General features: G+C 52.9%; 13 protein-coding genes. 4 read left to right on the plus strand and 9 right to left on the minus strand.

Annotation, left to right across the window (positions count from 1 at the left end):
• Nucleotides 1-189: 189 nt before the first annotated feature.
• From fucP to ezrA, 4 genes are all read right to left on the minus strand, one after another.
• Nucleotides 190-1,551: an L-fucose:H+ symporter permease gene (fucP, locus tag HMPREF0494_RS03125; RefSeq protein ID WP_007123479.1), complete on the minus strand. Its 1,362-nt coding sequence runs from the start codon at nt 1,549-1,551 to the stop codon at nt 190-192.
• A gap of 17 nt (nt 1,552-1,568) precedes the next feature.
• Nucleotides 1,569-1,964: a D-ribose pyranase gene (gene rbsD / locus HMPREF0494_RS03130; RefSeq protein WP_007123480.1), complete on the minus strand. Its 396-nt coding sequence runs from the start codon at nt 1,962-1,964 to the stop codon at nt 1,569-1,571.
• 10 nt (nt 1,965-1,974) lie between these two features.
• On the minus strand, nt 1,975-2,898 hold the full coding sequence (gene rbsK, locus HMPREF0494_RS03135) for a ribokinase (protein WP_007123481.1): 924 nt from the start codon (nt 2,896-2,898) through the stop codon (nt 1,975-1,977).
• 297 nt (nt 2,899-3,195) lie between these two features.
• A complete protein-coding gene (gene ezrA / locus HMPREF0494_RS03140) occupies nt 3,196-4,890 on the minus strand; it encodes a septation ring formation regulator EzrA (protein ID WP_007123482.1) in 1,695 nt (564 codons plus the stop codon).
• A gap of 122 nt (nt 4,891-5,012) precedes the next feature.
• Between ezrA and HMPREF0494_RS03145 the strand changes: the two genes are divergently transcribed.
• Entirely contained in the window at nt 5,013-5,480 is a 468-nt protein-coding gene (locus HMPREF0494_RS03145; RefSeq protein ID WP_007123483.1) for a GAF domain-containing protein, read from the plus strand.
• 187 nt (nt 5,481-5,667) lie between these two features.
• Nucleotides 5,668-6,273 (plus strand): 30S ribosomal protein S4, encoded by a 606-nt coding sequence (rpsD, locus tag HMPREF0494_RS03150; RefSeq protein WP_040458713.1) that lies wholly within the window; start codon nt 5,668-5,670, stop codon nt 6,271-6,273.
• Between the two features lie 187 nt (nt 6,274-6,460).
• Here the strand turns inward: rpsD and HMPREF0494_RS10755 are convergent, their stop codons facing one another.
• The 5 genes from HMPREF0494_RS10755 to yaaA form a co-directional block, all read right to left on the minus strand.
• Nucleotides 6,461-9,283, minus strand: a complete 2,823-nt coding sequence (locus tag HMPREF0494_RS10755) for a BspA family leucine-rich repeat surface protein (RefSeq protein ID WP_007123485.1) — start codon at nt 9,281-9,283, stop codon at nt 6,461-6,463.
• Between the two features lie 195 nt (nt 9,284-9,478).
• On the minus strand, nt 9,479-10,894 hold the full coding sequence (locus HMPREF0494_RS03160) for an NAD(P)(+) transhydrogenase (Re/Si-specific) subunit beta (RefSeq protein WP_040458714.1): 1,416 nt from the start codon (nt 10,892-10,894) through the stop codon (nt 9,479-9,481).
• Nucleotides 10,894-11,226, minus strand: a complete 333-nt coding sequence (locus HMPREF0494_RS03165; protein ID WP_007123487.1) for an NAD(P) transhydrogenase subunit alpha part 2 — start codon at nt 11,224-11,226, stop codon at nt 10,894-10,896. Before HMPREF0494_RS03165 ends, HMPREF0494_RS03160 begins: the two co-directional genes overlap by 1 nt.
• 17 nt (nt 11,227-11,243) lie before the next feature.
• The gene (locus HMPREF0494_RS03170; protein WP_007123488.1) at nt 11,244-12,437 is read right to left on the minus strand and encodes an NAD(P) transhydrogenase subunit alpha; all 1,194 of its coding nucleotides are present in this window, start codon (nt 12,435-12,437) and stop codon (nt 11,244-11,246) included.
• A gap of 155 nt (nt 12,438-12,592) precedes the next feature.
• A complete protein-coding gene (yaaA, locus tag HMPREF0494_RS03175; RefSeq protein WP_007123489.1) occupies nt 12,593-13,339 on the minus strand; it encodes a peroxide stress protein YaaA in 747 nt (248 codons plus the stop codon).
• A 95-nt stretch (nt 13,340-13,434) separates the two neighbouring features.
• Between yaaA and HMPREF0494_RS03180 the strand changes: the two genes are divergently transcribed.
• The gene (locus tag HMPREF0494_RS03180; protein ID WP_007123490.1) at nt 13,435-13,923 is read left to right on the plus strand and encodes a YueI family protein; all 489 of its coding nucleotides are present in this window, start codon (nt 13,435-13,437) and stop codon (nt 13,921-13,923) included.
• Nucleotides 13,920-15,224, plus strand: coding sequence for a replication-associated recombination protein A (locus HMPREF0494_RS03185; protein ID WP_040458715.1), 1,305 nt, complete (start codon nt 13,920-13,922; stop codon nt 15,222-15,224). The genes HMPREF0494_RS03180 and HMPREF0494_RS03185 overlap by 4 nt, the downstream gene beginning before the upstream one ends.
• The last annotated feature ends 258 nt before the right edge of the window (nt 15,225-15,482 follow it).

The raw sequence follows: 15,482 nt of genomic DNA on the forward strand, positions 1-15,482 counted from the left end.
CTTACAAAGATAACGTGGAAAACCTACAGGCTAACTTCGTGTCGTAACCACAAGGCTAGTGTCTAACGCCGCGCAGCAAGGCTATTTGCCTACGAACGATAGCCGGCCCGTTCCGTGCCAACTATCGTTCTAGGTTAGCCATACGCCTTGTCGAGGAGGTTATTTCCCACTCCCTTGTTTTATCAAAACTTAGTGTTCTTCAACTTCGTCCGGGTGCGCTAATTCGTAGCGGTGTTCCGTCCAGAAGTAGAGGGTAATCAGTGCGAAGCAGATTGCTGGCACGATGAATGACAACTGCATCGAACCGGAAAGGTCGGAAACCCGGCCCTGGATGGTTGGCACGATGGCCCCACCAATCAGGGACATCACGATGAAGGCCCCACCCATGGCAGTGTGCTTCTTTTCGTGAATCTGGTCCAGGGTGTGGGCGTAAATCGTTGGCCATTCCGGGCCAAAGAAGAAACTCGTGGCGATGGCTGCCACAACCGCCGTCATGTTTGGCACGGTAAAGGTAATTACCAGAGAAACCGTCCCGAGCAGTGAGAACCAGGTCAGGACCTTGGTGATCGAGTACCGCTTCAGGAACCAGTTCGCCACCAGCTTCCCGAAGAACCAGGCAACGTAACTGTAAATCATGAAGGTCGAAGCGTCGGCATCGGAAATGTGGCTGTCAATCCGCAGGGCCAGCCGGATGGTGAAGGACCATACCGTCGTTTGCATTCCGGCATAGATGAACTGGCAGAGAACCCCCTTCATATACCGCTTGTTGTGCGACAAGTAGTGGAATGATTCCCGAATGCTTGGCTGGTCTTCCTGTGCCTCCGCACCGGCTTCACCATTAGCGCCAGCCGCCAGAGCCTTGGCCCGCGGCATCTTCGTCAATGCCAGGACAATGAAGATAATAATCAGGATAATCAGGATGTACTTATACGGCCGCAAAGTTAGCTGGAGCATGTGCTCGTTAAACGCTTCGGCCTCGGCTGCGGTCATCCCCTTGACCTTATCCGCAATGTTGCCACCTTCACCGAAGATCAGGTACTTACCGAGGATAATCCCCGTAATGTCCCCCAGCGGGATCAGGACGTTGGCGATGTTCAGCCGCATATTGGCCTGGGCCTTGGGACCGAACATCGTGGCGTAGGTATCACAGGAAGTTTCCAGGAAACTCAACCCGATGGCGATGGCGAAAATCGCCGCCAGGAACATACTGTACGTCGCCACGTGGGAAGCCGGGAAGAACATTCCACACCCGATGATGTAGAAGAGCAGTCCCACTAAGATTGAAAGTTTGTAGGAGGTCTTCTTAATCAAGATCGATGCCGGGATGGCCATCAGGAAGTAACCCCCGTAAAAGGCACTCTGCACAAAGGCCGTCGCCGTGTCGTTCAAAGTAAAGACGGTCTTAAACTGCGTGATTAAAATATCGTTTAGGCTCGCTGCGGCACCCCACAGTGGAAAAATTAAACATAAAATTACAAATTGAAAGATTGGGGTCCGGTTCAAGTAACCGTCAGGAAGCTGAATCCAGCTCTGTTTTCTTTCCTTATCCATTTTCTAGCTCTCCTTGTTTAGAATGTAACGCCTGATTCGAGGATGATGTTGGAGTACGGAGTCATTTCCCCGGTCCGGATAAAGGCATGGGTCTTTGAAAGGCTCTTCTTTAACTCACTGTGCGGCATGAAGGCAATTTCCACGTCTGGCAGCGCCGCCTTGATATTTTCCAGCTGCTGTGGATTCTGGTCCTTGATTTCGTCCGCCAGGTAAATCTTTTGCACCTTGAGCTCTTTGAGAACGTTTTGTAAAACGTCCATGAAGCTCGGCAGCTCCTTATCGACACAGAGGTCGATCTTCTTGGTGTCGGCTGGGACTGGCATTCCGGCATCCCCGATTGACAACCAGTCCATGTGGCCCATTCCAGCAACCATTGCGGCAACTTCTGAATTCAAAATTCCAGTTTTCTTCATCACTATTCTCCTATTCTTGCTTCAATGCTGCTTTAACATCTTCACCGGTTGGGATTGATGGCATCGCACCCATCCGTTGCACGGTCAGGCTAGAAGCCCGTTGTGCGTAACGGAGTGAATCCTCCACGTTTGCCAGATCCTTTTCCAGTTGGGAACACAGGGCGCCGATAAAGGTGTCCCCAGCCGCCGTCGTGTCAACTGCCTTGACCTTGAAGGCGGGAACTAAACCGTGACCGTTAGGAGTGGCGTAAAAGACGCCCCGGTCACCCAAGGTAATCAGCAGGTGCTTAACCCCGCGTTCACGGAAGTAGTCCGCACTCTTGAGCATTGACGCTTCATCCGTGAGTTCGATCCCCGTCAGCAACGCACATTCAGTTTCATTCGGTGCAATCACGTCCGTGTACTGAAGCAGTTCCGGCATAATTTCGTGAGCTGGTGCGGGGTTCAAAACCGTGGTGACCCCCTGTTCCTTTGCCTGCTTGAACAGGTCCAGAGCCACTGCCTGCGGTGTTTCAAACTGGGCAATCAGGAAGTCCGTGTGGGCAAGCAGCTCAGACAGGTCGCCAAATTCACCTGGCTGCATCGCCTGGTTGGCACCACCATAGACCATGATGTCATTTTGACCATTGGCGTCCAGGGTAATGGCCGCGCTCCCCGTTCCATGATACTTGTCGATGTTGATATGACTAGTATCAATATCATTTTCTTTCAGCGCTTCCAGCATGTACTGGCCTTCGTTATCGGAACCCACGGCCCCGACGAATACAGTTTGCGCACCGGAACGGGCGGCAGCTACGGCTTGATTAGCCCCCTTGCCACCGGGAGCTGAACTCTTACTCTGCGCAGCGATTGTTTCACCGGGCTGCGGGAAACGGTTCACGTGATAGGTAGTATCCACATTGATACTGCCCAGAACCACGACATGGTTAACCATCTTTTAGTCCTCCATTTCAAACAAAAAATAATCTAACGTTTCATAAAAACGTTTTCAAGATGACCTTTTGTATAATAGCGCTAATTAAAACGTTTTACAAGAGCACTAACCGGTCAAATATATATTTTCACAAAGTTTTAGGTAAACCGTTTTATTGAAAAATCCCGCTAATTCACTGCTTTAAACCGCCAGCAAAATAATTTGTGAAATTTTAATTTTTCTTGTCGTTTAAATTTAAATGGCCCGCAGCATTTCTGATTTGAAATGCTACGGGCCATTACTGTTCACAGAGCGATCTTAATGATGTTCGTTATAGTAACTATCCTCGAGACGCTTAAAGGACCCCGGCTCGACCTCTTCCAGGGCCGTGCCGATCTTTTCCAGGCTCTTTGCGTACTCGTACTCGCCAAACAGGCGCCGCGACTCCTGAGCCGCCTTTTCGACCGTCTCGTCATTCGGGAAGCGGTTGGCGTACTGCAACAGGCGTTCCGTTAGCTCAACGCTGTCCCGGAGGTCATTAGTCTTGGTGTGGAGCGTCTCCAGATCCGCCTCGACCATGATTAACTGTTTCGTGACGTCATCCATATTAACTTTATACTGGCCGAGCGCCGCAGCTAACTTCTTCACCTCGTCGCTGACCCCCATAAAGTAGTCGCGGTAGTCCGCTGGTAGGCCGGGCAGGTTCAGCCGTTCAACCTGCCGCTTAACGGTCCGGATGTCGACCGAGTAACGCTGGAGCATTTTCTTTGCCCGCTGTTCATCGGTTTGGAGCTTGGCAACCTCATCGTTAATTTCTCCCTGCTTCTCTTCGACTGCGGTCAGCTCCTGCTGGTTAGCCTTTTGGGTAGCAAGGATTTGGCTGTACAGCGCCTGCTGATCTTTGATTGCCTGGGCATCCCGCTGGTAGTCCTTATCAATTGTCTTGATCTGTTCATCAAGCCGGCGAGCGGACTCAATTTCGTTGTGGTTGAAGGTATAACTAAGGTTCAGCCGCTTTAGTTCCTTCGTCAGTTCATCGTTTTGGCGGCGGGCGTGACTGATAAACTCACCCATTACCTTCATCAGATGCTGGGCCTCCGGTTTGGCGTCCAGTTCCTTTTGCATTACGTCGTAGAGGTGGTCAATTTCCGTCGAGAGGTCCTGGTTGGCTTGTTCGACCACGTCAACCTGCAGGTCGTTCAGCAGTTTAACGGTTTGGGTTAACTTCGCCTGCAACTGGTCGATCTTTTGCCCCAGGTCCCCTTCCGTAAAGCGGTAGTGCTGCTTGGTCAAAGTCTGGTAGCCGCTTTTTAGTTCCGCCAGCTGGTCGGGGAATTCGGTTGCTAACGGCTTATATAGCTTGGGAACCTTCTCCAGCAATTCAGCAAAGTCCTGGTTGGCGGTCTGGAGGTCCGTCAAAATTTCCTGAGCCGCCTCCAGGTCGCCCTTGGACGTCAGATCAGCAAACTTAGTGTAGCGTGCTTCCAATGCCGTCAGCTGATCGTTCAGCTGGTCAACCGTCTCGCCATATTCAAAGCTCTTGTCGTCAAGTTGTTGGTGGTACTGCTGGTAACGCTGCTTCAACTGGTCAACAGCCTGATGGTGGCTCGCTTCTTGCTGCTGCAAGGTCTGCAGCTGCTTTTGCAAGCGGTCCGCCTGCTTACTCGTCTTTTCAATTTCTGTGCGGTAGTCGCTGATGGCCGAATTGATTGTCAAAAGCTGGTTGGTCTTAACGGCCGCCTGGAGGTCAGCGCCCTGCTTGTTCAGCCGCTTAATGGCTGGGGCTAAGCGGTCATATTCCTTTTGCAGCTTTGCAAGCTGGTCTTGGGCATCCCCGACCAGCTGCATTTGCTGAACCTTTTTTAATTCATCCGCCAGCGGCTGCTTGCCGAGGTGCGTGCTGACCGCTTGTAACTCACCGATTTGCCGGACTGCCCGCCGCTGAAACCATACAATTCCCAGCAACAGCAACAGGACAAGAACTAAAATCGCAATTAAAATTTGAAACATCATTACCCCACCTAATTATTCAACCAGTTGACAATTGCTGCCAATGGTATAATCTTCTAGTAAAATTATACCATAGTAGCACCGCCTTGCTGGTGCTGATCTTAAGAAAGAACGGTGAATTCTCGATGAACAATGACCAACTGATGCTGAGCCAACTGAAGAGCCTGCTCGCGGATGAACACTCCCCCGTCACGATTCTGGCCAACGCAAGTGCACTGATTAACCAAACCGTCGACCAGCTTAACTGGGTCGGCTTCTACCGATACGACCACGCCAATGACGAGCTCGTCCTCGGCCCATTTCAGGGACGGGTTGCCTGTATGCACATTAAAATGGGCGCGGGGGTCTGCGGGACGGCCGCCCAGGACCGCAAAGTCCAGGTTGTTGCCGACGTCAGCCAGTACCCCGGCTACATTTCCTGTGACGCCGCGGCCAAATCTGAATTAGTCGTGCCGCTGGTCAGGCAGGACGGCAGCCTGTACGGCGTTTTAGACCTCGACGCCCCAGTGCGAGACCGCTTCGATAAGCAGTTGGTCGCCACCATGACCACAAGCGCGGCGATTATCATGAAAGCCATTGACGAAGCGGCGTAGGTCATGGTATTCTATATTTTGTGTAAAATAATGCAGCAGTGAGGGGCAAGCTCGTCAACAGACTGGTGCCGAAGGGTGTTTTTAGTAACCCAGCTGCAAGGGTGAACAATTCAAATCAGCCTGCACGAATGTCAAGCTCACAATCGGATTATTTTACTCCAAGAAAATATATTGGAGGAATTCATTTATGTCTCGTTATACTGGTCCAAGCTGGCGTGTTTCACGTCGCCTTGGCGTTTCACTTTCTGGTACTGGTAAGGAATTAGCACGTCGGCCATACGCCCCTGGTGACCACGGTCGTGACCGCCGCGGCAAGCTTTCTGAATATGGTACGCAACTGCGTGAAAAGCAAAAGCTGCGTTTCATGTACGGTATGACTGAACGGCAATTCGCGAACCTCTTCGTTCGTGCCGGCAAGATCAAGGAAGGTACCCACGGTGCTAACTTCATGGCATTGCTGGAACGCCGTCTTGACAACATGGTTTACCGTCTTGGTTTGGCTACTACCCGTCGTCAGGCCCGTCAGCTGGTTAACCACGGTCACATCACTGTTGATGGCAAGCGTGTTGACATTCCTTCATACGAAGTTGATGTTAACCAGGTCATCGCCGTTCGTGAAAAGTCCAAGAACCTGGACATCATCAAGAACGCTGTTGATGCCGTTGTTTCCCGTCCTTCATACGTTGACTTTGACGCCGACAAGCTGGAAGGAAAGCTGAACCGGATTCCTGCCCGTGAGGACATGGATGCCGACATCGACGAAGCGCTGATCGTTGAATTCTACAACAAGTAATCTTAGTTGATTGCTTAACGAAAAAGCGGCTGGGTATTAACTCAGCCGTTTTTTTATTTTAAAGCTAGTCTTTAGAGAGTACAAAATAGAGGCCTAGAGTTCGGTTTTGCCGAGCTCTAGGCCTCATTGCGTAGCACGTCATTCGATTCTTAACTTAGCAATCCATTCACTAACCGTGTTTCCGTACTTAATCTCGCTTCTTCCGTCCCAGCCCTAGCATACTCGTGAACGCCACTAACGTTAATGCTGTTAAGGCTTCACCGTGATCATTCCCGGTTTGTGGCAATTGCTGATGAGCGGTCTTCTTAGCAGCTGGTTGCTGAGCCGTCGCCATAGTCGGCACTGCTTTTGGCTGTGCCTGGCCCGCTTGGGGCTGGTGATTAACTGGCGTCTGCGGTTGCTCGTGACCGCCCGGTACTGGCTGGTCGTCAGGTTGACCTGGCGTCACTGGCTGATCCTTAGCGTAAACCACCGTCGTTACCAGGTCCGCACTGGCTGGTGTAACCACTTGGCTAGCAACTTCACCTTGACTTGGCGTGTAGCCCGGAATGGCTGGACTGGTTACTGGCGCAAAGGTGTAACTGCCGTCATTTGACCAGGCACCGTGAGTTGTCTTTCCCGTAACCAGGTCCACAGTATTGGTCCGCGTAAAGGTCACTGGCTTGACCTGGTCAGGTGCCGCGGTCGTGCCATCAGCAAACACGTAGTGAATGGTTTGCCGCACGGTCTTCGTTTCAGCCGTCGACTGCGTGCCATGGTTAAAGTGGACGTAGTAGGTTGGAACTTGAGCCTGGCCATCACTAGCAACCATTAATAATTCAAACGGGTAGTCTTCACCATCTGCATGACCAACCGTGACTTGATTAGTAAAGACGTAGTAACGGGCTTTCAAATCATTAATTAACTGGCGAATTGAGCCATCTAATTGCTGGTCATCACTATCTAGGCTAGTACCTGTAATGGCCTGCTTCGTTACGTCATCATAGCCGACCACTTGAACCTTTTGTGGCGCCTTCGTTAACTGAATGGTGGCGTTTGCCAGTTCAACCGGAGTGGCCGTATCCTGATTAACAATCGTGTACCCATTATATTCAGGATGGTTTGTTAAGAAAGCAGCTGCTTGGGCTTGAACCTGCTTTAACACAATCGCGTGCGCATCATTAGAGCCGTTCGACTGGTAGAAGGTCGGGGCCGTTTCAGTCACTTCTTGCTGCTGGTCCTGATACGTCAACTCGTTTGGAATCTGCCGATCCTTCAAATTAAGCAAAGTATCATTATCAGTAATTACAACCAGCTTGCTACTGTCTCGTTGGTGTTGTGCGTTAAAGTCAGCAATTTCAAACGTTGAGGGAACATTCTGCAGGTGATTAGCGATGATCACTTTTGGCACCCTGTTATTGGCAAACATTTTGCTTACCCCTTGAAATGGCGCCGTCGTCCGGACTGCCTTAGCGAAGTCCCAATTAGAAATATTCAACGTTGAAACCTTTGATTCGTCAAACATTGACGAGAAGTTCGTGACGTTGCCGACCTGCCAATTACTCAGATCGCCTAAGTCAGTAAGGGCACTGTTATGGAACATATTAGTCATGCTCGTAACGTTCGCGACATCCCACTTGCTGAGGTCTAACTTTTTTAACGAGCAACCGTTAAACATGGAATACATTGTCGTTACGTTGTGGACATCCCAATTAGCTAATTCACCAACGTTGGTCAGGTTCGAACCGCCAAACATACCACCCATATTCGTCACATTACCGACCTGCCACTGATCCAAATTGCCAATATCGGTGAACTTGGTAGCATTAAACATAAACTCCATGGTCGTCGCCTTGGAAACGTCCCAACGGTCCAATGAACCAATCTGAGTTAATGCCGATGAGGCGAAGAGGTGTGATAGGTCGCGAACCTGACTAACATCCCAGTTTGTCAAATCCAATTTCTGCAAAGCTGCCCCATCAAACATCCTAAACATACTTTGGACATTATGCACTTGCCACTGGTCTAACAAACCGACTGACTGCAACTTGGTGTCGGCAAACATCCCGCTCATATCGGTGACGTTACCGACCTGCCAACTACTCAGATCGCCAACTGATTGCATCGCTGTCTCATCAAACATGAAGCTCATATCAGTCACCTGAGCAACATCCCAGTGGCTGAGGTCGCCAACACTTTGCAAATTATCATCGTCATTGAACATTCTCGCCATATTAGTGACGTGACTAACATCCCAGTGGTCTAAGCCAGTAATGGTCCGCAAAGCCTGCTGACGGTGCCCGGAAAACATCCCGCTCATATTTGTAATCTGACTAGTATCTAACCCGGTCAGATCTAAGGAAGTCAACTTATCCGGCATTACCAGGTTGCCGTTATAAATAATTGAACCGCCAAAGGCGTTACTCCAGTCACTTCCGGCCGCGATAATCTTACCATCCCCCGTCGTGGAAACGGCCAGGGTCGTTGGGTTAGTAGCTAGCAAACTTGCGATTACGTCTTTAGTAATTTGAACCGTTTGACCCTGATTTAGCTTACCAGCCAGTTCGAAGTCCACATTGTTTGGAATAACAATGTTGGGTGTGGTCCCGGTGTAGCCGGTGAGCTGAAGGCCATCAGCAGTCGCCTGGTACTGCCAGTTAGCAACATCAACGTCCTGCTTTGCTTGTGCTGGTGTGGTGCTTGGCTCGTTAGCAGGCAAAGCACTGGCACCAGACGTTTGCTGAGTTTGCTTGGGCGCCTGCGCAGCCGATTGCTGCAAAGTTGCTTGATTAGAACGTTGATTCGTTTCTTTGGCCGTTACCTCATTTGGCTGGTTGGTCATCACTTCTTGGGCGTTCTGCCCCTCATCAGCCTGGGTATCAGCATGGCCGATTTGCTGACTCCCCGCCAGCAAGACCGTCGTTCCAAGCAAGACCGATGCGACACCAACACTCAGCCGCCGTAAAGCATACTTCGGTACTGCCTGACCAGCCCGTTGCCTAATCACTTTGCGATTACTTTTTGAAACCATAATTACTCTCCTCAATGCATTATTACATTTAATGTGTAAAATCTCGTTTATTTTAGCATAAATTGCCTGCGCTCATAGCCTTACTTTTAGTTAGTGGCGCAAAAGGGTCCTAAGCTTAAAAAAGGGCGCCGCGCAGAAGTCATAAATGAACCTCTGCGCGGCGTCCACTATTACGATAATCAGACGAGCCTACTATTATTCATCAAGGTACTGCTTAGCAGCAGCGATAATGTCTTTCAGCCCCTTCTTGGCATCAGCAAAGAACATCCGGGTCTGGTCATCGCTAAAGAGCGGGTTGGCAATCCCGGCATAACCAGGGTGCATCGACCGCTTGATGATGACAACCGACTTCGACTTATCGACGTCCAAAATCGGCATCCCCGAAATGGCGTTGCCCGACTTCCGCGCCAGCGGGTTGGTAACGTCATTCGCCCCGATGACCAGGGAAACGTCGGTGTTTTCAAACATCGAATTGGCTTCGTCCATCTGCTTCATTTCCTCATACGGAACGTTAACGTCCGCCAGCAGGACGTTCATGTGTCCTGGCATCCGCCCCGCAACCGGGTGGATGGCATAGTTGACGTTAATTCCGTGGTCAGTTAGCAGCTTCGCCAATTCGGCCACTTCATGCTGGGCCTGGGCGGCGGCTAAACCGTAACCAGGAACAATCATCACGTTGTGGGCGTAGGCCAATTGCAGGCCAATATCATCGGCAGAGGTTTCCTTAACGTTAACCGGCACGTCGTCAGCAGCGCCACCATCACTGGCACCGCCACCAAAGCCCCCGGCGAGGATGTTGGCCACGGACCGGTTCATCGCTTCGGCCATCTGCAGGGTCAGGATTGTTCCGGCAGCCCCAACTAAGGCCCCGGCAATAATCAGAACCTGGTGGTCAATTACGAAACCGGCAAAGGCAACGGCCAGCCCGGTGAAGGCGTTCAACAGCGAAACAACCACTGGCATATCAGCACCGCCAATTGGCAAGGTCATCAGGAGACCGAAGACCAGGGCAGCAACTAATTCAAGAACCAGCGCCCAGTAGTTTTGTGGGAAACCGATCATCCAAACGGCCCCCACGATCATGGCAATAATTGACAGGGCGTTGCAAATCCGGCTACCAGGGAAGGTGATCGGCTTGCCGGAAACGTGTCCCGCTAGCTTACCAGTAGCAATCAGCGAACCGGAGAAAGTAGTACCCCCGATAATTACGTCCAAAACCACTGGAATCGACAGGATCAAGCCCAGGCGCGTCCCGTTTGCTACCTGCAAGTAGTCAAAGACCCCAATAACGGCCGCGGCACCACCACCAACGGCGTTAAAGAGGGAAACCAGCTGGGGAACGTCGGTCATCTTGACCTTGCGGGCCTTAATAACCCCGTAGAGGATCCCGAGGGCCAAACCGGCAACCAGTGCAATCCAGCCAGCCGCAGTAATCTTGCCATCAGCAATAATCGTGATGATAATCATGATTACCGCCAGCGCCATCCCAAGGCACGAGAGGCCGTTCCCCTTCCGGGCGGTCTTTGGCGACCGCATCAGGTGGACACCAATGACGTAGCAGATGGCCGAAACCAGGTAAACTAATGATGAACAGGTTTGTAATCCAGTCATTATTGTTCACCTCCGTCCTGCTTGCCGTCCTTTGCCGGGGCCTGGCCCGCCTTCGGACGGTCAAACATTCCTAGCATCCGGTCGGTTACGGTGTAACCACCGGCAACGTTAACGGCCGCAAAGAACGCACACAGGAAGGCCAGGACGTAAAAGCCCCAGCTGTTGGCTTCTGCGGCAACCACGAAGGCCCCCACGACAACGACCCCGTGGATCGCGTTTGCGCCTGACATCATCGGTGTCTGCAAGGTTGCGGGAATCTTGCTCATGACTTCAAAACCGACGAGGAGACTTAAAACAAAAATCGCTAAATTAGAATATAATTGCTCACTCATAAAATCGCTCCCCCTTCTTATTTCTGCTCCTGCTGGTCTGACTTGTCAGCCGGTGCCTCTGCCTTCTTGAGTTCAGGCAGGCCCAGCTGCGACCGCAGACGGCCGGAGATGACTTCCCCCTGGTGGGTGGCAACCAGTTCGGACATTACGTCGTCCGTCGTGTCAATTTCAATCTCGCCATCCTTATTCAGCAGCGCCTTAATAACGGCCTGCACGTTCTTGGAGTACATCTCGGAAGCACTGGTTGCAAGCTCGCTCGGCAGGTTGTCCGCGCCAACGATTTTGGCCCCGTTAGCCGTTTCTACCACTTCACCCGGCTTTGAACCGGCAACGTTGCCGCCGAGGTCACTGGCCGCAATGTCGATGAAGATCGAGCCTGGTGCGGCTTCCTGCACGGACTTTTCAGTAACCAGCATTGGCGGCTTCTTCCCGGGAACCCGAGCCGTCGTGATTACAATGTCGCTATCCGCAATGAAGCCGGCTAGTTCATCCTGCTGTTGCTGCTGCTCTTCCTTGGTCAGCTGACGGGCATAGCCGCCCTTGCCGGCAGCGGAAACGGAACTCGTCAGGAACTTGGCCCCCAGTGATTCCACTTCCCCACGGGAGGCTGGCCGCACGTCATAGCCGGAAACAATCGCACCCAAACGCTTAGCGGTCCCGATGGCTTGCAGGCCGGCAACCCCGGTTCCTAAGACCAGCACTTTCGCCGGCTTCGCAGTCCCGGCGGCGGTAATCATCATCGGGAAATAGCGCATGAAGTGGTCCGCAGCGACCAGGGCCGCTTTATAGCCGGCAACCGAGGACTGTGAACTCAGGGCATCCATACTCTGCGCCCGGGAAACCGTCCGCGGCAGCAGCTCAAAGGACAGGGCCGTTACCTGCTTTTCCGCTAGCTGCTTGGCGACATCGTGGTCGACCGACAGGGAGAGCAGGCCCAGAATTACCTGGTGCTCCTTTAATTGGCCCAGCGTGTCCTCGTCCGGGCGATCCACGACCGTTAGCAAGTTGGCCTGTGCGAGGGCGGCGGACCGGTCAACGACCTTGGCCCCCGCCTCTTCATACTGCTGGTCAGCAAAGTTGGCTGCGGCACCAGCGCCCCGTTCGACGAGTACTTGACAGCCCTGCTTTATTAACCTCTTAACAACACTTGGCACTAAAGAAACCCGGTGTTCGGCCGGCGCTTCCTTTAGCGCTGCAATTGTAATTGCCATACTGATTCCTCCTCATTTTGATAATCAACCGCTTTCACCATTAATAATAGTCTACTTTGTGCTTTAAATCACACCTTTTATGACATTTTTGCAATTTTTATTCGTTTTCAATAAAAAAATCAGTCACGATGGACTGATTCTGCTTAGCTAATACTTTAATTGCGGGTAAAAGCCAGGCAATCCGCCGTCGATAACTCAGGGCGGAAACGGTAGCCGCCGACCGTAAATTCCTTGACCCCCGCCAGGTCGGTAATGTTATTCTCTGCAAGGTAGCGAACCATCGTCCCCCGCGCCATCTTCGCCCGGGTAGCCGTTTGCTTGACCCTGCCCGCCACTTCTTCGCCAAAGACACACTTGACCAGCCGCTGGCGGCCGGTCAAATAGGGCCGGACCGCCCGCTCGTATTCAACGGACGCCAGGTCTAAGACCAGCTGGTCATCCTGGTACAGAGAATCTGCCAGCCGGCGTCCCCAGAACTGGTAGAGGTTGGCCGTCCCCGCAACCCGGGCCCGGTCGCCCATCCCCAGCCGGTAGGGAACAATGCCGTCAAAGGGGCGCAGGAGGCCGTAAAAGCCGGAGAGAATCCGCAGGTGGTCTTCTACGTAGCGCAGTCCCTGCTCAGAAAACACGTCCGGTGCCATGTGCTGGTACTGCAGGCCGGTAAAAGCAATGATGGCCGGAGTGAGCCCGCGTTCCAAGTCCATTTCCTGCAGCCAGCGGTAATTTTTCTCCGCCAGCCGCGTACTGCAATTCCACCACAGCCGGTGAAGCTCTTCGTAACTTAGCGACCGCATCCAGGCCAAAATCTGCTTAGTCGCTGGCAAAAATTCGGGCAGGTCATGGTAGGGAAAGCTATCTTCATCAATTTTCATCGTACGGGCGGGGGCAATAATAATTTTCATCGCTAATCAGTGCTCCTTTGCAAGCCGTCAAACGGGATTTCTTCTTCCCCATAATGGTACAATAAAATCATTATTCTGACTAAGGAGGAGTTTACGTGACAGCAGAGAAAAAATCAGCGGTGGAACAGCGCCTTGATAATGGAATCTATGGCACCCCGCAGATCAAACCCGACGAGCAGCGCCGCTACCTGGGAACCTTTCGGGAGCGGGTCTGCCTAACCATCAGCGTGGCCGAGCTGCACGAACAAAGCTGGGTCGCCGCCTTGGCTGCCGAATTTAAGCGGGGGTACGGCAGGCTGGTCTTCTTAAACGGCAACCTGCCCCACGAGGAGATCCGCCCCTACGTCAGGGCAGCGGCTCAGGCCGGCGCGAACTTCACCATGAAAACCGACCCGGAATTTAAGACCGACCCCCGCTCCCTGGCCGTTGTCGTGGCCGCCAAAGAGGCCGTCTACCAAAGCCCGGTTGACGTCAAAAAACGCTACCCCCAGCTGGCAAGCAGCGGACCTGCAACAAAAGCGGCGACGAAGAACAAGCAGCACGGCGGCTTTTTCCACCGCCTCTTTCACCGGGAGGGACAATAATGGAACCACTTGCTTACCGAATGCGGCCCCGGACACTTGAGGAGGTAGTCGGCCAACAGCACCTGGTCGGCCCCGGTAAAATCATCTCCCGGATGGTTAAGGCCCGGATGCTTTCCTCAATGATCCTCTATGGCCCGCCGGGGACCGGGAAAACCAGCATTGCCAGTGCGATTGCGGGTTCTACCAGGTACGCCTTCCGCAAGCTCAACGCCGCAACCGACAGTAAGAAGGACCTGCAGATCGTGGCCGAGGAAGCCAAGATGAGCGGAACCGTCATCCTCCTGCTTGACGAAATCCACCGCCTGGATAAGGCCAAACAGGACTTCCTCCTCCCCCACCTGGAGAGCGGGCGGATCGTCCTGATTGGGGCGACGACCGAAAATCCCTACATCAGCATTAACCCGGCTATTCGCAGCCGGACCCAGATCTTTCCCGTCCACCCCCTCAGCATTGACGACATTAAGGTAGCGATTGCGCGGGCGCTAACCGATAAGGAACGGGGGCTCGGTAAAATGCCCCTGGTCTTAGCGGCCAACGCCGAAGAGCAGTTGGCCCGGGCGACAAACGGGGACCTGCGCAGCGCCTTCAACGGCCTTGAACTGGCCGCCCGGTCCACCGATCCGGGACCGGATGGCAAAATCCACCTGACCCTGCCGGTGATTGAAGAAAGCGTCCAGAAAAAGGCGCTCAGCGCCGATAAGGACGGGGACGCCCACTATGACGTCATCTCCGCCTTTCAGAAGTCGATCCGCGGGTCGGACGTTGACGCGGCCCTCCACTACCTCGCCCGCTTGATTGAAGCAGGGGACCTGACTTCAATCGCCCGCCGGCTGATGGTTATCGCCTACGAAGACATCGGGCTGGCCAATATGCCGGCGGTCCAACGGGCGGTCACCGCAGTCCAAGCGGCCCAGCAGGTTGGCCTGCCGGAAGCACGGATTCCCCTTGCCGACGTGGTGATTGAGCTCTGCCTCTCACCCAAGTCAAATTCCGGAATTGCGGCAATCGACCAGGCCCTGACCCAGGTCAAGCAGGGCGGCTTCGGCGACGTCCCGGCCTACCTGAAGGACGCTCACTACAAGGGTGCCCAGCGGCTCGGCCACGGGGTCGACTACCAGTTCCCCCATGACCATCCCCAGGACTGGGTGGCCCAACAGTACCTCCCTGACCGGATCAAGGATGCCCAGTATTACCAGCCCAAGCAAAACGGCCGCTTTGAACAGGCCCTGGGAAAGCAGTACTGGCAGCTGCGGCACGCTCAACAGCACGGTCTCGCTGGTCACCACCACCCGGCGAAATAATTGCCTCAGCAGCTAAAAGATGCTAACATAAGAATTGAAAATTCTGTGGTGTACGCGTTGTCTAAACGCAGGTTTGCCTTACAGTCTTTTTACTTTGGGACTAGCGTCATGTATTCTTTTACAACATGCCTTTTCACTTGGTAGTTGGCGACTAGACAACCGTGTCCCACCTGTTTTACACACAGGTCAACACTGAATGACAATTAACGGCACTAACGGAGTTTTCGTACATAGCAGCGGCCGGTGACATGGTAGCCA

The organism is Limosilactobacillus antri DSM 16041 (assembly GCF_000160835.1).
Classification (GTDB): Bacteria; Bacillota; Bacilli; order Lactobacillales; family Lactobacillaceae; genus Limosilactobacillus; species Limosilactobacillus antri.